Below are 19,943 nucleotides of genomic sequence, written 5' to 3' on the forward strand. Positions count from 1 at the left end.
GAAGTCCAACGTCCCCTGTGCTGCCACTACCCTCTTACGTCCTCCACATTACTCCACTTCACTCCCCCGTCAACGACATTTGGCATATTTTTGGTCAATTTAGCGTCAGTTTTCAACCAAATGTCCCTTGCGAATAAAGGGAACCGGCAAAAGTGGAGCGCGGTGGAGGGATTTGACCCCGCCGAAGCCCCGGCGGGCCACCGTTTGGCCGCCAGGGCCCACGCCGTGCGGACTTGACCGGCACAGCGTTCTCATGGCCGTTACAGGGCCCGGCGCCTGCTGCCAATAACGGGCGGTCAGCGAGTATCTGGCGCCGGTTAAACGGCAAAAGACCCGCCGAAGCGGGTCTTTATGGGCGTAGCCGTGGTCTGGGTGGTGCGAAGTGGAGGTCCGGTGGCTGCCCGGGGAGCTGAACCGTATCAGCCGTCCCCGCGGTGCCGTTCCTCCCAGCGCTCCTCGAGGTTGCTCATGAACGAACTGCGGGGCTTGCCCGGCTTCCTGCCGGCGGCTCCGGACTTGGACTTGCCGGCCGTGCTGCGCATGGTCGCAAAGTAGACGCCGGCGCCCATGACCACAAAGCCAAGGACACCAACAACGATGCTCTGCAGCGAGACGCCCAGCAATAACAAGAGAATGCCCGCGAGGGTGCCGAGGACCCCGATGACCAGATGACGGGTGGACCAGGAGCGACCCGGATCCGATCCCATGGAGCTGGCAAACTTGGGATCGTCCTCGTGCAGCTGCTTCTCAAGTTGCTCAAGCAACTTCTGTTCGTGCTCCGAGAGCGGCATCACGACCTCCTTAAGTCGACCAACGTCCAGATTTGACGCGGCCCTTGTCCCTAAAACCCTAACGACCGGGATGAGCGTCTGGTTCCCCGTTTCCCGTCATTGGTGAAATGGGGATCCGCTCTTCCCTGAAAGGTGTTTAGTTGGCATGGCCGGCAACCCGAACGTTCGATCCAGTCGTTCGAAATCTATGTATCTCTAAGGATAGATTGTTGCGCCCTGTTCTGAAAGACGCTGTCTGCGGCTTCGGGCGGCCTGCGGCGGCCCGGCGCAGCGGCGCCCCTGCCGGCTGTCACCGCTGCACCCGGGGCCGCCAGCTCACTCGGCGCCAGGCCCCGGATCGAGCAGCCGGGCAGGGAGGACGGACTTATTGCCGAATTTGCGGGTGACGCGGTCCAGGGCCTGCTCGGCGGCGCGCCAGTTATCGTCCCGGCGGTCCAGGCTGAGCTGCAGCGGCGCCTGGGCGGCTTCCTCGAGCTGCTCCGCCCGGATGCCCACAAGGCGCACCGTCATGGGCCGTTGGCCGACCGACTCAAGTAGTTGCACGGCGACGCCGTAAAGCAACTGTGCGCTATCTATCGGGGTGCTGACGGTGCGGCTGCGGGTGATGGTGGAGAAATCGGCGTAGCGCAGCTTCAAGGCAACGGTCCTGGCATGCATCCCGGCGTTCCGGAGCCGTTCCGCCGTGCGGTGCGAGAGACGCAGCAGCTCCCGGTGCAGCAGGGCGTCGTCGGCCGTATCCACCGCAAACGTCTCCTCCGCGCCGATGCTCTTTTCGAGCCGGACCGGAGTCACCGGCCGGGGGTCGATGCCCCACGAGAGCCGGTGGACGTGCTCCCCCGTGGCGCCCAGAATCTTGCGCAGTGACGGCAGCGGCGTGGCGGCGACGTCGGCAACGGTACGGATTCCCATCCGGGCGAGAACCTCGACTGTCTTGGCTCCCACCCCCCAGAGGGCGCTGACCGGCAGCGTGTGCAGGTAGGGCACCGTCTCGTCGGGGCCGATCAGCAGCAGCCCGTCGGGCTTGCACCGGGTTGAGGCGATCTTGGCCACGAACTTACTGGCGGCGATCCCCACTGACGCCGTGATGCCAAGCTCGCTCTCGACCCTGCGCCGGATCAGTTCCCCGATTTCCCGGGGCGGCCCGAGCCGTCGGATGGCACCGCCGACGTCGAGGAACGCCTCGTCGACGCTCAGCGGTTCCACGAGGTCGGTGATCGAGCCGAAGATGGCCATGATCTGGGCCGAAACCTCGTAGTAGAGCTTGTGCCGCGGTTCGATGATGACGGCGGAGGGGCACATCCTGGCGGCGACCGCCATGGGCATCGCTGACTTGACGCCGAACTTGCGGGCGGCATAGGAAGCTGACAGGACCACCGAGCGGTCCGCCGGGTAGCCCACAATCACGGGGCGCCCCTTGAGTTCGGGGCGGCTGCGCAGCTCCACCGATACGAAGAATGCGTCCATGTCCACGTGCAGGATACTGCTGCGCCGGAGTTCGCGAAGACCCGCCTCGCTGAACTGTGTCCCGGCGTGCTTCTCGGCGTGATTCTCGCTGTGTTTATCGATGTGTTTATCGATCTGATTTTCCCTGTCCGGCCCCACACATCAATCCTATGCGTAGGTACTGACTAAACTGGAGGCTGATCCGGCGTCAACACTAGGAGGAATGCCCCCGTGAAGGTTATTGGAGAGCGCAAGCGCGCCGTGACGGCTGTGGCCGCCGCTGGCGTCTTGCTGGCCCTGGCCGCGTGCACCCCCGGCCCGGCAGCGTCGTCCACTGCGGCGTCCGAGCCCGCAGCGGCCGCGCAGTCCACCGCCCAGCCTTCCACCACGGCTCCCCCCAGCCCCTCCGCCAAACCCGGCACCTCCGCCACCGTAGGCGCCCTTGTGGAGGGCTTCCCCAAGAAACTGCTGCCGGTGATGCCGGGCGCACAGGTGGAATCAAGCAGTTTTGACAAGAGCGGCGCCCCCGCGACCGTTGCCCTGGTGGCCAAGATCACCTCGCCGGCAGCCGACGTCGTGTCGTACTACAGCAAGCAACTGAAAAGCCAGGGATTCAAGGCAGTCCCGGGCGGCACCGTCGGCTCGGTGGCCTCCAAGGACTTCCTGCGCGGGGACAACGAAACCGTGAACCTGGCTGTCGTCGAGGCCGCCGGGATCTCCACCTTCACGATTGGCGCCAACGTCGCCGCCGAGTCCGTCAAGTGAGCCTGGCCGAACAACTCCGGGTTGAGCAGGCGGATTTCGTGGCCGCCGTCGCCGGCAAGCTGACCGACTTCCTTACCTCGCGTTCGACGGTGATGTCCGCCATCTCCCCGGACATCGACCCGCTCATGGGGTCCATCTCCAACCTGGTCACCGGCGGCAAGCGCCTCCGCGCCCTGATGTGCTACTGGGGCTGGCGCGGCGCGGGCGGCGGCGCCGCGGCCCGCGAGGTGGTCACCGCCGGCTCGGCGCTGGAGCTGTTCCAGGCCGCGGCACTGATCCACGACGACATCATTGACCGCTCGGACACCCGCCGGGGCGGTCCCAGTGTGCACCGCCGTTTCAGTGAGCTGCACGCGAGCCAGGGTTGGGCGCTGGATCCGGAGCGCTTCGGCCACGCGGCGGCGATCCTCACCGGTGACCTGTGCCTGTCCTTCAGCGAAGAATCGTTTACTGAAATCGGCGATCGCGCGGCCTCCGGCAGCCAGGCGCGGCTCATCTTCAACCTGATGCGCGCCGAGGTCATGGCCGGCCAGTACCTGGACATCCTGGAAGAAGTGGCCGGCCCGCACCGCGACCGGGCCGGGGCGGTCAGCCGTGCCCAGTCCATCATCCGCTTCAAGTCGGCCAAGTACTCCACCGAGCACCCGCTCGCGCTGGGCGGCGCCTTGGCCGGCGCCTCGGACGATCTGCTGCGCGGCTACTCCGCGTTCGCGCTCCCCCTGGGCGAGGCCTTCCAGCTGCGGGACGATGTGCTGGGCGTCTTCGGCGACCCCGTCACCACCGGGAAGCCCGCGGGCGACGATCTCCGCGAAGGCAAGCGCACCGTGCTGGTGGCCTTCGCCCTCGACCAGGCGACTCCCGCCGAATCGAGCTTCATCGATGCGAAGCTCGGCAGCCCTGACCTGAGCACCGGCGACGTCGAGGAGATCCGGCGCATCATCGTCGACTGCGGGGCACTGCAGGCCACGGAGGTCCTGATCGAGGAATTCGGCAAGGCCGCCTTCGACGCCCTGGACCTGCTCCCGCTCGAGGAACTGCCCAAGACGGCGCTCCGGAAACTCGCCGAGGCCGCTGTCAGCCGCACAGCCTGAACGGACGGGAATCCGCAGGCGGGTTCAAGACCAACAGGGACAACAAAGGCCGTGCCCGGCGTTACACGCCGGGCACGGCCTTCGCCGTATTAGCAGGAACCGCAGTACTACCAGGCCATCGTCTGGGCCCGGCGGCGGATTTCCGTCTTGCGTCCTTCGCGGAGGGCGTCGATCGGACGGCCCCGCAGGGACTCGTCCGGGGTGAACAGCCAGGTGATGAGTTCTTCGTCCGAATAGCCGGCGTCGGCCAGGACAACGATCGTGCCCTTGAGGCTCTCCACCGCGTGGCCGTCCTGGATGAACGCCGCCGGCACGGAGCGGATCCGCCGGTCACCGATCCGCACCGCCGCCAGTGCGCGCTCGTCGAGCAGCGCATGAACCTTGGTGATGGACACGTCCAGCAGCTGTGCTACGTCGGGCAGGGGCAGCCATTCGCCTACGAGGCTTTCTACAGTACTCACGGATCAAGATTGCCATGCCGGGGCGGAATGCGCCTAGTCAGCCACGACCCATTAATTCGGCCGCTTAATCCAACGTATAAAAGGGACAACAAATAAGCCCCCCGGCGGCGCCGCCCCGGGCGGCCAGCCGGACGCCCGGGGCAAGACGCTCCCGCGGGTGTCATTGCAGAATGTCAAACAGTTCTTGTGCTATTTCGCAATTCATGAGAGATTCGCATGGATCACATTTGTAACTGCAGTATCTTCAGTCACACTGGTAACACCAGTAACACTGTCTGTCCTGCGGGGTTCGCCGCTGAGAAGAGGATCTTTCCCATGACGACGTCACGTTCGCCGAAGCACAACCCGAGGCCCGGCCTCCCGCTGATTGCGGCGACGACGGCGGCGCTTCCCGCCGTCGTGCTTTCGTCCTTGGCGATCGCGCAGCCGGCAGCTGCCGAAGCACGTCCCCGGGCCATCCCGGCGACGCTCGCGGCGGCCATGAAGGCACAGGGGCAGGCCAGCTCGGCGGTGTCTTCGGCCCTGATCCCAGCAGCAGCGGTTCCGGCCACCGTTCCGGCCTCGTTCCAACCGGCCAAGGTCGCCGCTCCGGCGCGGTACACGATTGTCCGTGGCGATACGATCAGCGCGATCGCCCACAGGTATGGCCTGAACACCCACGCACTGCTCAAGCTGAACAACTTGCAGCCCCGGTCTGTGATCTACCCCGGCCAGAGGATCAAGCTCACGGGTTCCGCCAGCGGCCCCGCCGCCAAGGCAGCTCCGGCGAAAGCTGCACCGCCGAAGGCGGCTCCGGCACGTACCGGTGGCAGTGTCTACACCGTCAAGTCCGGCGACACTCTGAGCGGCATTGCCGCGCGCCACGGCGTCAGGCTCGCGGATGTCTTCAGCCGGAACGGGCTCAGCGCCCGCTCCGTGATCTACCCGGGCCAGAGGATCAACATCGGAGCCGCCGCGGCAGCTCCAGCCCCCCGCGCCGCAGCCCCGAAGGCCGCACCCGCCCGGCCGGCGGCGCCGAAGCCTGTCCCGGCCCCCGTCAGCTCAGGGTCCTACACCATCAAGTCGGGCGACACGCTCTCCGGTATCGCTGCCCGGCACGGAGTGAAGCTCTCCGCCGTCCTGTCGGCAAACCGGCTGACCATGAGCAGCATCATCTACCCCGGACACAAACTCGTCATTCCCGGCGCAAGCACCAGCACCATCAAGCCGGCCTCCAGCCAGCCACCAGCCGCGGTTACCCCCTTGGTGCCCAGCACCTTCCTGGGTTTCAGCTACCCGAAGGCCGTGGTCAGCTCCGCTAACCAGAACAAGGCGCTGCTCAATGCCTCGCCGGTTCCCACCCGTGAACAGATGAAGCAGATCGTGGCAGACACGGCACGCCGGATGGGCGTCTCGCCGTCGCTGGCCATGGCCTTCGCCTACCAGGAGTCAGGCTTCAACCACCGCTCGGTCTCCCCCGCGAACGCGATCGGCACCATGCAGGTCATTCCGTCCTCGGGCGGCTGGGCCTCGGACCTCGTGGGCCGCAAGCTGAACCTGCTGGACCCGTACGACAACGCCACGGCCGGCATCGCCATCATCCGCCAGCTGGTCGCGACCAGCAAGAACCTGGACTACGCCATCGCGGGGTACTACCAGGGACAGTATTCGGTGAGCACAAAGGGCATGTACGAAGATACGAAGGCCTATGTGGCGTCGATCAAGGCGCTGCAGAAGACCTTCAGCTAAAACCACCAGCATCGCGCGGGGACTGAGACCTCCGTCGCGTAACGTTACGGGTCCGGGTTGCATGTCAATCCGGACCCGTTTCCGTGCAGAGCTTAGGATCAAAGGGTGCAGGAATACACATCGGACGCTCTCGTCGGGACCCTGGTGGACAACCGGTACCTGATTCGATCCAAGCTGGCCCGGGGCGGAATGTCCACGGTCTACCTCGCCACCGACCGCCGGCTCGAGCGGGACGTGGCACTCAAGCTCCTGCATCCGCACATGGCCGGCGACCCGCAATTCCTGGATCGGCTGGGCCGCGAAGCCAAGGCCGCCGCCCGGCTCTCGCACCCGCACGTCGTGGGGGTCCTGGACCAGGGCGATGACGGTCCGCTGGCTTATCTGGTGATGGAGTACATCAAGGGCCACACGCTGCGGGATGTGATCAAGGAAAAGGGCGCCCTCACGCCGAGGCTTGCGCTGGCACTGATCGACCCGGTGGTGGAGGGACTCGGAGCCGCCCACGCGGCCGGCCTCATCCACCGGGACGTCAAGCCCGAGAACGTGCTCATCGCCGACGACGGACGGATCAAGATCGGCGACTTCGGGCTGGCGCGGGCCATCACGACGACCACCAGCACCGGCGCCCTGATCGGGACCGTGGCCTACCTCTCCCCCGAACTCGTGCTGGGCCGGCAGGCCGACGCCCGCAGTGACATCTATGCCCTCGGAATCATGCTCTACGAGATGCTCACCGGCAGCCAGCCGTTCGAGGGCGAGGTGCCGATCCAGGTCGCCTACCAGCACGTGAACTCCACCGTCGGACCGCCGTCGGACCTGGTCCCGGGGCTGGCGGAAGAACTCGACGAGCTCGTCCAGTGGTGCACGGCCAATGACCCGGACAAGCGCCCTGTCGACGGCAACGCCTTGCTCTTCGAACTCCGGCACATCCGAACCAACCTCAGCGACACCGAGCTGGACCTCCGACCCCCGGCTGCCCTGCCGGCGGCCGTCGCGGGCGGGGCGGCAGGCGCCGGCGCCACCCCCGGAGCACCCCTGGCAGAACCGCGTCAGGCAGCCGCGGACGCGCACACGGAATTCCTCGGCGCCGTCCAGCAGCCCACGGAAGTCATCAACCGCGCCAGCAACCCGACCACCATCCTCGCCGGCAGGCCCCGGCCGGGCGCCTACGGCCCGCTCGCCACTCCGGAGGAACACGACGCGGCGGCCTACCCGGACGAAGCTCCGGAGGGCCTGCCTGAGCCCGCGAGCAAGCGGGCGCAGCGCAAGCAGGACCGCGACGAGGAGAAGGCACGGCAGCGCGCGGCGGCTACCCCCAGCCGCAGCCTGCGGGCGGGGAACCCGCGGCGCCGGGGCCTGGCCTGGATCCTGGTGCTGGTCCTCGTGGCGTTGCTCGCGGCCGGCGCCGGCTGGTTTTTCGGCATGGGCCCGGGGTCCCCGGGGACCATCCCGCAGCTGGCCAACAAGACGGTGGCCGAGGCACAGCAGTTGCTCCGCACCGCCGGTTTCCAATCAACGACCCGGGATGTCTTTGACGACAACGTTTCCCCGGGCCTCGTGGTGGGCTCGGAGCCGCAGGCCGGCCAGGTCGTACGCAAATTCGAGTCCGTCTCGCTGGCCGTTTCGAAGGGTCCGGAGCTGTTTCCCCTGCCCCAGCTGACGGGCAAGTCGCTCGACGCGGCGAAGAAGGCCCTCAACGGCGCCGGCATGGCCCTGGGCCCGATCACGGAGCGCTACGACGAGGCCGCGGCGGCCGGGACCGTGCTGGCCCAAAAACCGGCCAAGGGCACCCCCGCCAAACACGGAACACCCGTGGGGCTGACGGTCTCCAAGGGCCCGCAGCCTATCCCGGTGCCCGATCTGCGCGGCAAAGACCAGGAGACCGCGGTGAAGACCATCGAAGCCGCCGGACTCAAAGCCGTCGTCGCCCCGGAAACCGTCTTTGACCGCGATGTGCCCAAGGGAGCGGTTGCCGCCCAGGACCCGGCCACCGGAAATCTCACCAAGGGTGGCACCGTGACCCTGACAATCTCCAAGGGGCCCAAGTTCGTCCAGGTTCCGGACGTGTTCCGCAAGCCGGAGGAGGAAGCGGTCCAGGCGCTCAAGGACGCCGGTTTCGAGGTGAAGGTCAATTACGCCTTCGGCTCCTCCGTGCTCGGCCTCGTCGCCGGCCAGGACAAGACCGGGCGGCAGCCCGAAGGCTCCCTCGTGACCATCACCGTGACCTGAGCCTGAACCCGGCGGGCCGGCTTCGGCGGGCCCGCTTCGATCAGCATGCTTCGGCCGGTGTGCCTGCTGCACCAAGAGCTCCGCCCCGGCTGGAATCAGCCGGGGCGGAGCTCTTTGCTGTGCCGGGGGCCGGCGGGTTGCGGCCTAGCGCTTGGCGAGGGCTCCGGCCACCAGGAATGCCATTTCGAGGGACTGCATGTGGTTCAGCCGAGGATCGCAGACCGACTCGTAGCGGTCCAGGAAGGCGTCCTGGTCGATCGGGTCGGCGCCGCCCAGGCACTCTGCCACGTCGTCGCCGGTCATCTCCACGTGCAGGCCGCCCGGCACGGTGCCGAGGCCGTGGTGGACCTCGAAGAAGCCGCGCACCTCGTCGATGACGTCGTCGAAGTTGCGCGTCTTGTAGCCGTTGGGCGAGGTGACCGTGTTGCCGTGCATCGGGTCGGTGACCCACAGGACCTGGGCTCCGGAGGCGGTGACGCGTTCGACGATGGGCGGCAATTTCTCCCGGATGTTGCCGGCACCCATCCGGGTGATGAAGGTCAGGCGGCCCGGTTCCCGGTTGGGGTCGAGCTTGTCGATCAGGCGCAGCGCGTCATCGCCGGTGGTCGAGGGGCCCAGCTTGACGCCGATCGGGTTCCGGACGCGGGAGAGGAAGTCGACGTGCGCGTGGTCCAGTTCGCGGGTGCGCTCCCCGATCCACAGGAAGTGCGCCGAGGTGTCGTAGGGCAGGCCGGTGCGGGAGTCGATGCGGGTCAGGGCGCGCTCGTAGTCCAGCAGCAGGGCCTCGTGGCTGGCGTAGAACTCCACGCGCTTGAGTGCTTCGAAGTCCGCCCCGCAGGAGGACATGAACTTAATGGCCCGGTCGATGTCGCGGGCCAGGGATTCGTAGCGCGCGTGCGCCGGGTTCTCGGTGAAGCCCTTGTTCCACTGGTGCACCAGCCGCAGGTCCGCGAAGCCGCCCTGCGTGAACGCCCGGATCAGGTTCAGGGTCGACGCCGAGGTGTGGTACGCCTTGAGCATCCGGCCGGCGTCGTGGGCCCGGGATTCCGGGGTGAAGTCGTAGCCGTTGACGATGTCGCCGCGGTAGGCCGGCAGTGTGACGCCGTCGCGCGTTTCATCGTTGGAGGAGCGCGGCTTCGCGAACTGGCCCGCCATCCGGCCCATCTTGATCACGGGCATCGCCGCGCCATAGGTGAGGACGACTGCCATCTGCAGGATCGTCTTGACCCGGGCGCTGATCTTGTCCGCGGTGGCGGCTTCGAAGGTTTCCGCGCAGTCCCCGCCCTGGAGCAGGAATGCCTTACCCTGCGCAGCCGCGGCGAGGCGTTCGCGCAGGATGTCCACTTCGCCGGCGAAGACCAGCGGGGGCAGTACGGAAAGTTCCTTGACTGAGGCTTCAAAGACCGCGGGATCGGACCAGCTGGGCTGTTGCGAAGCGGGCAGCTCCCGCCAGTGGTCCAGTCCCGGATAGTTGGCGGCACCGCTCTGGGCCGTGCTGGTGAAAGCAGAGCCGGTCAGGGCGGAACCGGCCAAGGTACCGGCCGGCGTGGAAGTGTTCAGGGACGTCGAAGGCGCAGATAGCTCAGTCACCCTCTAAGGATAGTTGCCCCGGGGTTGAACGGGGGCGCCCGGCGTCATTGACTGCGGGCGCTTCGTCACACAGTTCCGGGCTTCTCCGGTTCCGGGCCGGCACCGGCCTCCGGCGCCTCGGTAGCTTTTCCGGCGAGCCGCAGTTTGACGACGGCAGCGTACTCGTCGACGTATTCCTGGCCGGAGAGCCGCATCAATTCGTACATGATCTCGTCCGTCACGGAACGCTGGATCAGGCGGTCATCTTCCATCCCGTAGTAGCGGCTGAAGTCCAGGGGCTCGCCGAAGATCATCCCAATCCGCCGGATGTTGGGCATCCGCTTGCCGATGGGCTGAACCTTGTCGGTGCCGATCATCGCGACCGGGATCACCGGGACCCGGGCCTGCAGGGCGAGCCGGGCAACACCCACCTTCCCGCGGTACAGCCGGGCATCCGGGCTGCGGGTTCCCTCGGGGTAGATGCCCAGGAGCGAGCCGTTCTTGAGCACATCCATGCCGGCGTCGAGCGAGCGGGCGGACGCCGCTCCCCCGGACCGGTCCATCGGCAGCTGGTTGGTCAGGCGAAAGAAGGCAGCCGTCAGTTTGCCCTTGATTCCCTTGCCGGTGAAGTATTCCGATTTGGCCAGGAACACGACCGGGCGCGGCACCATGAGCGGCATAAAGATGGAGTCGGAGAAAGACAGGTGGTTGGAAGCCAGGATCGCGGCGCCCTCGGCCGGAACGTTGTCCAGGCCCTTGACCCACGGCCGGAAGAGCGTCTTCAGGACAGGCCCAAGGACGAACGTCTTCATGAACCAATAAAACACGTGGTGTACCTCTCCGGCAGGCGTCTGGCCGGCCCTTCCTCGGGCCCGGCCAGGACTTCAATGACACCCTACTCTAGTGAGTTTTGTCGCGAACAGTGACACGATGGGCTCATGAGCGAAAGCAGCAGTCCGATGGCGCCTGCCGCTTTTCGCTACCCCGGCCACGGCGACAACGCAGGTACCGGCGTCGCCATCTGCCACGGCTTCACCGGAAGCCCCCTGAGCGTGCTCCCCTGGGCCGAGCACCTGGCCTCCCTCGGGTTTGCCGTCTCGGTTCCCTTGCTGCCCGGCCACGGCACCGATTGGCGGGACCTCGCACGGCACGGCTGGCAGGACTGGTACGGCGCCTTCGAGGAGGCGTACCTCGAGCTGGCGGCGGGAACCGGCTCGTGCTTCGTGGCGGGCCTCTCCATGGGTGGGACCATCGCCCTGCGCACTGCCGCCCGCCACCGGGTGGCCGGCGTCGCCGTCGTCAACCCCGGCCTCAGCTTCTACGACCGCCGGGTGCGCTACATCGGGCTGCTCAAATACCTCCAGCGCACCACGGTCCCGCTGCAGGAGTCGGAGTCGACGGCGGCAGCCACCGAGGACGGCGACTACTCGCTGACTCCGCTGGCGGCCGTCCACCAGCTGAGCAAGCTGTTCACCGCAACCCTGCGGGAGTTGCCCGCTATCACAGCTCCGGCGCTGGTGTTCAAGTCCGACACCGACGCAGTGGTGCCGCCGAGCTCGCTGGAGCTGCTCCGCCGCCGCCTTGGCTCGCGGGAGCTTACCGTCGTGCCGCTGCCGGACAGCGGCCACGTTGCAACGCTCGACGTCGACGCTCCCGTAATCTTTTCGCAGTCCGAGCGCTTCTTCCGAGAGCACGCGGACACGTCAGCCATCAAACCCAGCGCAGCCGTCAAACCCAGCGCAGCCATGAACACGGAGCAGCCATGAGCACAGCCCCCGACCACTCGCCGTTCAGCAGCCCGTTCACCGGCTCCGGTCCCCGGACCGGCGTCGTGGTTTCCCACGGTTTCACCGGCAGCCCGCACGGCGTCCGGGCTTGGGCGGAGTCCCTGGCTGCGGCGGGCTACGCAGTCCGGATGCCACTGCTGGCCGGACACGGCACTAGCTGGCAGGAGCTGGCCCGGACCCGCTGGCAGGACTGGCATGCGGGACTCGACGCCGCCTACCTGGAACTAGCCGAGGAGTGCGACCACGTGGTGGTGGCCGGCCTTTCAATGGGCGGTGCCCTGGCGCTGCGGCTCGCGGCCACCCGTCCCGTGGCTGGGGCGGTGCTGGTGAATCCGGGCCTGGTCATCGACGATCCCCGGGCGCCGCTGGCCGGGATCCTCAAGTTTGTGCTGAAGAGCACCCCGGCGATTGCCAACGACATCCTCAAAGAAGGCGTGGACGAGGGCGCCTATCCGCGCACCCCTGTCGCCGCGGCCCACGAGCTGAACAAGATGTTCAAAGACACCGTGCGGCTGTTGCCCCGGATCACCGCCCCGGTCCGGGTTTACCGGTCCACCGTGGACCACGTCGTCTCCGACGCCAGCCTGGCTGCCCTGCGCCGCGGCCTGACGAACGCCCCGCTGGAGGTCATCGCGCTGGAGAACAGCTACCACGTGGCTACCATGGACAACGACGCGCCCAGGATCTTCCAGGGCACAGCCGAATTCATCCGATCGGTCGTGGACGGTCGGAGCCAGGGCACCCCCAGCGCCAGCCAGAAAGAAACGGCAGATGACTAGATCCGACCCCGGGACGCCGGATCCCGATTCCCCGGACTCCAGCGCGAACGATGACGACGCCGTCTGGCTTGATCTGGTCGCCCGGCTTGAGGGCACCGATTCCGGGCCTGCCGGTGGCGCCGGAGCCGGGAGCCCGGCCCCGCGGACTTTCCGCGACTTCGACCCGCTGGGCCTCGCCTCTCCGGTGCCTGCCCCGGTCGAACCTCCGGCCGGGAGCCGGCCGGAGGCCCCGGACCGGATTGACGGCCACGAGGATAGCGGGCGCGCGAGTGGCCCGCGGGACTACGAGCCTGACGACGACGACGGCGCGTTCGTCCCCGAGGAACCGCCCAGCCTCACCGGATCCGACCCGCTGACGACGCTCGCGTGGCTTGGTGCCGTCGGCGGCCCGATTGCCCTGCTGCTGTCCGCCATTTTCTGGCGGAGCGCACCACTGATGGCAGTCCTTGGCATGGTGGTAGCTTTCGCTGCCTCGGTGGTGTTCCTGATCATGAAGCTGCCGCAGGAAAAGGATGAGAATGACGACGGGGCCCGCGTCTAGCAGCCTGCTCAGCCGTCAGTTGGGGCCCTGGCGCGGCTAACTGCGCGTCCGGCTAGCCGCGCGTCCGGCTGCTGACCCGGGAGAGGTCCGCCGCACCGATCAGCCCGGCGTTGGGCCCCAGCGCCGCGAGTTCAATGGCGGCCGCCGGGCGGAACCCGCGTCCGGTCAGGTTCCGGGCAAAAGCCTTCCGTGCCGGCTCCACGAGCAGTTCGCCTGCGTCGCAGAGGCCGCCGCCGATGACGAAGGTGCCCGGGTCCAGGGCCGCCGCCAGGTTCGCCAGCCCCAGGCCAAGCCATTCCCCCACGTCTTCGAGAAGTTCACGGGCGGTGTGGTTTCCGGCCTTGGCGAGTTCGGTGACGATCACACCGGTGATCCGGTCGGCGTGGCCGTCCACAGCGTCGAGAAGTTCCTGGGCCACCGGTGAGTTGGCTGCGGCTAGTTCCCTGGCTTCACGGCCGAGCGCGTTCCCCGAGGCGTACTGTTCCCAGCAGCCGCGGTTGCCGCACTCGCAGCGGTGGCCGCCGGGCATGATGATCTGGTGGCCGAATTCACCGGCTACGCCGAAGCGGCCGCGTTCGAGCCGGCCGTCCATCACCATGGCGCCGCCGATTCCGGTGCCCAGGGTAATGCAGACCAGCCGGCTCTCGCCCCTCCCGGCGCCAAAGCGCCACTCCGCCCAGCCGGCGGCGTCGGCGTCGTTGGTCAGCAGCACGGGGCGGCGGAGCAGCCGTTGCAGGTTTTCGCGCAGCGGTTCGTTGCGCCAGGCCAGGTGCGGGCTGAACAGCACGGTGGCGCCGTCGAGGTCCATCCAGCCGGCAGCCCCGATGCCGACCGACCCGATCCGGTGGCCCCGGCCCAGTTCCTCCACGAGCTCCACGATCACCTGCTCGACGGCGCGCGGATCGCTGCCGGGCGTGGAGCGTTTGGCCTGGCTCAAAATGCGGCCTTCGGCGTCCACGACACCGGCCGCAACCTTGGTGCCGCCGATGTCGATGCCGATCGCGAGGCCCTTGCGCCCGAGCCGCAGGTGTCCGCGGAAGCTGCCGGCCTCGGTGGCGCCGGGAAGGCCCTGTACCCGGCGCCGCCAGGCGGCCGTCCTGCGCTGCGGTCCGGACTTCTGGCCGGGTTTTGGAGTATGCATCGTTCCCCATTCTAGGGCCCGCCCCAGGCCGCGACAGCGGAGCCGCCGACGCCCTGCCGGGTGGCGAAACGCAAGCCTTGACCGTAAAGTTACTCGCCAGTAGGTGAAGTGGAACACACCCGACTCGGGGCCACATACTACTGTTAGCCGTACCCCCTTGCGGGTCAATGGATATCAAAGGAGCTATCGTGCGAGAAATCAGTGTCCCGCCCCTGGTCAGCGTCCCCCCGGAGACGAACGTCACGGACCTGGTTTTGCGCCAGGCAGCCAAGGCGTCCAACCCGGCCCTGTTCTCACGGCTCGACGCCGCAGGCCAGTGGCAGGACGTCCGGGCCACCGATTTCCTGGCTGATGTCTCCCTGCTCGCCAAGGGCCTGATGGCCAGTGGCGTAGCGGCCGGCGACAGGGTCGGCATCATGTCCCGCACCCGGTACGAATGGGCCCTCATCGACTTCGCGATCTGGTTCGCCGGCGCCGTCTCGGTCCCGATCTACGAAACGTCCTCCCCCTCGCAGGTCGCCTGGAACCTGGGCGACTCCGGTGCCGTCGCGGCCTTCGGCGAATCCGCCCACCACGAGGACATCATCCGGCAGGCCGCGAGCTCCGAGGGCCTGTCCGCGCTGAAGAATGTCTGGCAGCTGGAAGGCGACGCCCTCGACGAGGTCCGCGCCGCCGGCGCCGCGATCACCGACGCCGAACTGGAAGCCCGCCGCAGCCAGGCCTCGCTCACGGACCTCGCCACAATCATCTACACCTCCGGCACCACGGGCCGGCCAAAGGGCTGCGAACTGACGCACGGCAACTTCGTGGAGCTCTCGGACAACGTCCTGGCCACCTCCCTCGGCCAGATCGTGCACGAGCAGGCCAAGACCATCATGTTCCTGCCGCTCGCGCACGTCTTCGCCCGTTTCATTTCGGTACTGGCGGTTGCTGCGGGCGTCACCGTGGCCCACACCCCCGACATCAAGAACCTGCTGCCGGACCTGCAAAGCTACAAGCCGACGTTCATCCTGGCCGTCCCCCGGGTCTTCGAAAAGGTCTACAACTCGGCCCTGACCAAGGCCGAGGACGGCGGCAAGGGAGCGATCTTCCATCGCGCCGCGGAAACCGCCATCGCCTATTCGCGGGCCCGCCAGGCGGGCAAGCTGGGCCTGGGCCTGCGGCTCAAACACACCCTGTTCGACAAGCTCGTCTACGGCAAGCTCCGCGACGCAATGGGCGGCCAGGTCGCGCACGCGGTGTCCGGCGGCGGCCCGCTCGGCGAACGGCTCGGCCACTTCTTCCAGGGCATCGGCCTGCAGATCCTCGAGGGCTACGGCCTGACCGAAACCACCGCCCCGGTCACGGTCAACACGCCCGGCCTGATCAAGATCGGCACGGTCGGCGCCCCGATCCCCGGCAACGCTGTGCGGATCGCGGAGGACGGCGAGATCCTCGCGAAGGGCGTGTGCGTCATGCGCGGCTACTTCAACCGGGAGGATCTCACGGCCGAGGCATTCGTGGACGGCTGGTTCCGCACCGGCGACATCGGCCAGCTCGACGGGCAGGGCTTCCTGACCATCACCGGGCGGAAGAAGGAAATCATTGTCACCGCCGGCGGCAAGAACGTCGTGCCGGCCCTGCTCGAGGACCAGATCCGTGCCGACGCGCTGGTCTCGCAGGTCCTCGTGGTGGGCGATAACCGTCCGTTCATCGGCGCCCTCGTGACGCTGGACGAGGAGGCGCTCCCGGGCTGGCTGCAGCGCCACGGCCTGCCGGCGTCGACGACCGTGGTGGAGGCGGCGGAGAACCCCGCCGTCAAGGCGGCGGTCCAGGAACTGATCAACCACGCGAACCAGTCCGTGTCCCAGGCCGAGGCGATCAAGTCGTTCCGCATTGTGCCCTCCGACTTCACCGAGGCCTCCGGCCACCTGACGCCGTCCATGAAGGTCAAGCGCGCCCAGGTCATGAAGGACTTCGAGAACGTGATCGAGGAGATGTACTCCGCGAAGCGGACCACCCACGCCTGATACCACTCGAACGACGGTACGAACCGAAAAGGGCTCCTCCGGCTGCGGCCGGAGGAGCCCTTTCTGTTGCGCTACTGCTTACTGCACTTCGCCGCTACTCCACGACCAGCAGCAGGTCGCCGCCCTGGACTTGTTCGACGGCGCCGACGGCGAGCCGCGAAACGGTCCCGGCCACCGGTGTCGTGATCGAGGCTTCCATCTTCATCGCCTCGATGGTCGCAACCGTGTCCCCGGCCTTGACCGCATCGCCGGCCTTGACGGTCAGGGTGACGGCGCCGGCGAACGGCGCCGCTACCTGGCCCGGCTGCGAGGAGTCGGCCCGCTCGGCGGCCTTGACGTTGCTGACCACGGAGCGGTCACGGACCACCACGGGCCGGGACTGACCGTTGAGCGTGCACATCACGGTGCGCATGCCCTTCTCATCGGGTTCGGAAACAGCCTCCAGGGACGCGATGAGCCGCACACCCTTTTCCAGCTCGATCTCGTGTTCGGCGCCTCGCTGCAGGCCGAAGAGGTAGTCGCGGGTGTCCAGTACGGACAAGTTGCCGTACGCCTCGACGCTCTTCTGGTAGTCCTTGGTGGGACCGGCGAAAAGCAGGCGGTTCAGGGTCTCCTGCACTGTTTTGGAGTCGCCTTTGAGTGCGGCACTGTCCTCGGCGCTGAGTTCCACGTCGCGGACCTTGACGCTGCGGCCCTGCAGGGCCTTGGTCCGGAACGGCTCCGGCCAGCCGCCGGGAGGGTCGCCCAGTTCGCCGGAGAGGAAACCGATCACGGAGTCGGGAATGTCGTACTTCTGCGGGTTCTCGTTGAAGTCCGCCGGGTCCGCGTTGAGGCCGACGAGGTGCAGGGCCAGGTCACCAACCACCTTGGAGGAGGGTGTGACCTTCACGAGCCGGCCGAGGATACGGTCCGCCGCGGTGTACATGTCCTCGATCGCCTCGAAGCGTTCGCCCAGTCCCAGCGCAATTGCCTGCTGGCGCAGGTTGGAGAGCTGGCCACCCGGGATTTCGTGCTGGTAGACCCGGCCGGTGGGGCCCGGCAGTCCGGATTCGAAGGGTGCGTAGACGCGGCGCACGGCCTCCCAGTAGGGCTCGAGCGAGCAGACGCTGTCCAGGTCCATCCCGGTGTCGCGCGGCGTGTGGGCCAGGGCTGCGACGAGTGCCGAGGCCGCCGGCTGGCTGGTGGTGCCGGCCAACGACGCCGAGGCGACGTCGACGGCGTCAACGCCCGCATCCACGGCGGCCAACAGGGTGGCCAGCTGGCCACCCGCGGTGTCGTGGGTGTGCAGGTGGACCGGAAGATCGAACTTCTCCCGCAGGGCCGTTACGAGCCGTGCGGCAGCAGCCGGACGCAGCAATCCGGCCATGTCCTTGATCGCTAGGATATGCGCGCCGGCGTCGACGATTTTCTGGGCCAGGTCCAGGTAGTAGTCGAGGGTGTACAGCTTCTCATTCGGATCGAGCATGTCGGCCGTGTAGCAGAGAGCCACCTCGGCGACGGCGGTGCCGGTGTCGCGGACGGCGCGGATGGCCGGTGCCATCTGGTTCACATCGTTGAGGGCGTCGAAGATGCGGAAGATGTCGATGCCGGTCTTGGCCGCCTCGTTGACGAACGCGACCGTCACTTCCTCCGGGTACGGGGTGTAGCCGACCGTGTTCCGTCCGCGCAGCAGCATCTGCAGGCAGATGTTCGGCAGCGCCTTACGCAGCGCCGCGAGGCGGTCCCAGGGGTCCTCGCCCAGGAAGCGGAGGGCGACGTCGTAGGTGGCACCGCCCCAGGCCTCAACGGAGAGCAGTTCCGGCAGCAGCTTGGACACGGCCGGGGCGGCGGCGACCAGGTCGCGGGTCCTGACGCGGGTCGCCAGCAGTGACTGGTGGGCGTCACGGAAGGTGGTGTCAGTGACGGCGACGGCGTCCTGGCCGCGGAGGGCCTTCGCGAAGCCCTCCGGGCCGAGCTCCAGCAGCCGTTGCCGCGACCCCGCGGGGGCCTCGGTGTCCGCGAGAGCGGGCAGCTTGTCCGCCGGGTCGGTGTGCACCGTGAGCTCGCCGTTGGGCTTGTTGACGGTGACGTCCGCGAGCCAGGTCAGCAGCTTCGTGCCGCGGTCAGCGGAGACGCGGGCCTTGAGCAGCTCGGGGCGTTCGTCGATGAAGGAGGTGGCGACGTCGCCGGCGACGAAGTCCGGGTCATCCAGCACGGCCTGCAGGAAGGAGATGTTGGTGGACACGCCGCGGATGCGGAACTCCGCGAGGGCGCGGCGGGCGCGCGCCACGGCGGTCTTGTAGTCCCTGCCGCGGCAGGTGAGTTTGACCAGCATCGAGTCGAAGTGCGGGCTGATCTCGGCGCCGGAGTACACGGTGCCGCCGTCGAGCCGGACACCGGCGCCGCCGGCCGAACGGTAGCCGGTGATCTTTCCTACGTCGGGCCGGAAGCCGTTGGCCGGGTCCTCGGTGGTGATGCGGGACTGCAGCGCAGCGCCGTTGAGCTTGACGGTCTCCTGCGAGAGGCCAAGGTCGGCGAGGGTCTCCCCCGAGGCGATCCGCAGCTGGGCCTGGACGAGGTCGACGTCGGTGACTTCCTCGGTGACGGTGTGCTCGACCTGGATGCGGGGGTTCATCTCAATGAAGACGTGCTGGCCGGCCCGCTCGCCTACCGTATCGACCAGGAATTCCACGGTGCCTGCGTTGACGTAGTTCAGGGCCTTGGCGAACTTCACGGCGTCCCGGTAGAGCGCCTGGCGGATGCCGTCGTCGAGGTTGGGCGCCGGGGCAATTTCAATTACCTTCTGGTGGCGGCGCTGAATGGAGCAGTCGCGCTCGAAGAGGTGCATCACGTTGCCCTCGGCGTCGGCGAGGATCTGCACCTCGATGTGCCGCGGGCGCAGCACAGCCTGCTCAAGGAACATGGTGGGGTCGCCGAAGGCGGCGTCGGCCTCGCGCATGGCAGCCTGCAGCGCCTCGGGCAGCGCCTCCCGCGTGTCCACCCGGCGCATGCCTCGGCCGCCGCCGCCGGCGACGGCCTTCGCGAAGATGGGGAAGCCGATTTCGTCCGCTGCGGCGATGAGTTCATCGACGTCCTTGGACGGCTTGCTCGATTTGAGCACCGGGACGCCGGCCTTGCGGGCAGCCTCCAGCGCAGCGACCTTGTTACCGGCCAGCTCCAGCACTTCTGCCGGCGGACCGACGAAGGTGATCCCCGCGGCAGCGGCGGCGCGGGCCAGGTTGGGGTTCTCCGAGAGGAAGCCATAGCCCGGGTAGATGGCGTCCGCGCCGGCTTCTTTCGCCACGCGGACAACCTCATCCACATCGAGGTACGCCCGCACGGGGTGGCCTTCCTCACCGATCAGATACGCCTCATCCGCCTTCTGGCGGTGGATCGAGTTACGGTCCTCCGTTGGGAACACTGCAACAGTCTTGGCACCCAGCTCATAGCTGGCGCGGAAGGCGCGGATGGCGATTTCGCCGCGGTTAGCCACCAGAATCTTGGAAAACATACTTCTCCTGCATCATTGCGGGTGGTTCGGTAAGTCGTCACAGTTTCTAAGACTGGTGTGCGCAAACACAAATCATTGTGGCGCCCATCACAGCATTATGCGTCATTTCGGTGGCATTA

The 19,943-nt window shown here is 67.5% G+C and carries 15 protein-coding genes; 8 read left to right on the top strand and 7 right to left on the bottom strand.

From position 1 onward, the window contains the following. Positions 1-419 precede the first annotated feature (419 nt). Both AC1DNC_RS16390 and dinB read right to left on the bottom strand, forming a co-directional pair. Positions 420-791 carry a DUF3040 domain-containing protein gene (locus AC1DNC_RS16390; RefSeq protein WP_476863592.1) on the bottom strand — a complete coding sequence of 124 codons (372 nt, stop codon included), beginning with the start codon at positions 789-791 and terminating at the stop codon, positions 420-422. A gap of 315 nt (positions 792-1,106) precedes the next feature. Continuing rightward, on the bottom strand, positions 1,107-2,270 hold the full coding sequence (dinB, locus tag AC1DNC_RS16395; protein WP_476863639.1) for a DNA polymerase IV: 1,164 nt from the start codon (positions 2,268-2,270) through the stop codon (positions 1,107-1,109). A 195-nt stretch (positions 2,271-2,465) separates the two neighbouring features. Here dinB and AC1DNC_RS16400 point away from each other — a divergent pair, with 195 nt between their 5' ends. Both AC1DNC_RS16400 and AC1DNC_RS16405 read left to right on the top strand, forming a co-directional pair. After that, entirely contained in the window at positions 2,466-2,999 is a 534-nt protein-coding gene (locus AC1DNC_RS16400; protein ID WP_476863593.1) for a hypothetical protein, read from the top strand. Then, complete coding sequence (locus tag AC1DNC_RS16405; protein WP_476863594.1) at positions 2,996-4,090, top strand: polyprenyl synthetase family protein; 1,095 nt, start codon at positions 2,996-2,998, stop codon at positions 4,088-4,090. The genes AC1DNC_RS16400 and AC1DNC_RS16405 overlap by 4 nt, the downstream gene beginning before the upstream one ends. Positions 4,091-4,197: 107 nt before the next feature. Here AC1DNC_RS16405 and AC1DNC_RS16410 read toward each other — a convergent pair whose 3' ends face one another. Continuing rightward, positions 4,198-4,551 (bottom strand): Rv2175c family DNA-binding protein, encoded by a 354-nt coding sequence (locus AC1DNC_RS16410; protein WP_476863595.1) that lies wholly within the window; start codon positions 4,549-4,551, stop codon positions 4,198-4,200. A 315-nt stretch (positions 4,552-4,866) separates the two neighbouring features. Here AC1DNC_RS16410 and AC1DNC_RS16415 point away from each other — a divergent pair, with 315 nt between their 5' ends. After that, positions 4,867-6,279, top strand: coding sequence for a LysM peptidoglycan-binding domain-containing protein (locus AC1DNC_RS16415; protein ID WP_476863596.1), 1,413 nt, complete (start codon positions 4,867-4,869; stop codon positions 6,277-6,279). A 105-nt stretch (positions 6,280-6,384) separates the two neighbouring features. After that, positions 6,385-8,508, top strand: a complete 2,124-nt coding sequence (locus AC1DNC_RS16420) for a protein kinase domain-containing protein (RefSeq protein WP_476863597.1) — start codon at positions 6,385-6,387, stop codon at positions 8,506-8,508. Between the two features lie 144 nt (positions 8,509-8,652). Here the strand turns inward: AC1DNC_RS16420 and AC1DNC_RS16425 are convergent, their stop codons facing one another. Next, positions 8,653-10,041: a class II 3-deoxy-7-phosphoheptulonate synthase gene (locus tag AC1DNC_RS16425; RefSeq protein ID WP_476863640.1), complete on the bottom strand. Its 1,389-nt coding sequence runs from the start codon at positions 10,039-10,041 to the stop codon at positions 8,653-8,655. Positions 10,042-10,163: 122 nt separating this feature from the next. Continuing rightward, positions 10,164-10,904 (bottom strand): lysophospholipid acyltransferase family protein, encoded by a 741-nt coding sequence (locus AC1DNC_RS16430; RefSeq protein WP_476863598.1) that lies wholly within the window; start codon positions 10,902-10,904, stop codon positions 10,164-10,166. 111 nt (positions 10,905-11,015) lie between these two features. Between AC1DNC_RS16430 and AC1DNC_RS16435 the strand changes: the two genes are divergently transcribed. The 3 genes from AC1DNC_RS16435 to AC1DNC_RS16445 are packed head-to-tail and all read left to right on the top strand — an operon-like array spanning position 11,016 to position 13,184. Then, positions 11,016-11,843, top strand: coding sequence for an alpha/beta hydrolase (locus tag AC1DNC_RS16435; RefSeq protein ID WP_476863599.1), 828 nt, complete (start codon positions 11,016-11,018; stop codon positions 11,841-11,843). Beyond that, entirely contained in the window at positions 11,840-12,643 is an 804-nt protein-coding gene (locus AC1DNC_RS16440; RefSeq protein ID WP_476863600.1) for an alpha/beta hydrolase, read from the top strand. Before AC1DNC_RS16435 ends, AC1DNC_RS16440 begins: the two co-directional genes overlap by 4 nt. Continuing rightward, positions 12,636-13,184: a hypothetical protein gene (locus AC1DNC_RS16445; protein ID WP_476863601.1), complete on the top strand. Its 549-nt coding sequence runs from the start codon at positions 12,636-12,638 to the stop codon at positions 13,182-13,184. Before AC1DNC_RS16440 ends, AC1DNC_RS16445 begins: the two co-directional genes overlap by 8 nt. Before the next feature lie 52 nt (positions 13,185-13,236). Here the strand turns inward: AC1DNC_RS16445 and AC1DNC_RS16450 are convergent, their stop codons facing one another. Then, on the bottom strand, positions 13,237-14,325 hold the full coding sequence (locus AC1DNC_RS16450; RefSeq protein ID WP_476863602.1) for an ROK family glucokinase: 1,089 nt from the start codon (positions 14,323-14,325) through the stop codon (positions 13,237-13,239). Between the two features lie 188 nt (positions 14,326-14,513). On the opposite strand from AC1DNC_RS16450, the gene AC1DNC_RS16455 reads away from it, so the two are divergent. After that, on the top strand, positions 14,514-16,334 hold the full coding sequence (locus tag AC1DNC_RS16455; RefSeq protein WP_476863603.1) for an AMP-dependent synthetase/ligase: 1,821 nt from the start codon (positions 14,514-14,516) through the stop codon (positions 16,332-16,334). 94 nt (positions 16,335-16,428) lie between these two features. Here the strand turns inward: AC1DNC_RS16455 and AC1DNC_RS16460 are convergent, their stop codons facing one another. After that, positions 16,429-19,824, bottom strand: coding sequence for a pyruvate carboxylase (locus tag AC1DNC_RS16460; RefSeq protein ID WP_476863604.1), 3,396 nt, complete (start codon positions 19,822-19,824; stop codon positions 16,429-16,431). Between the last annotated feature and the right edge of the window lie 119 nt (positions 19,825-19,943).

It is taken from the genome of Arthrobacter sp. 01N442 (assembly GCF_056399345.1).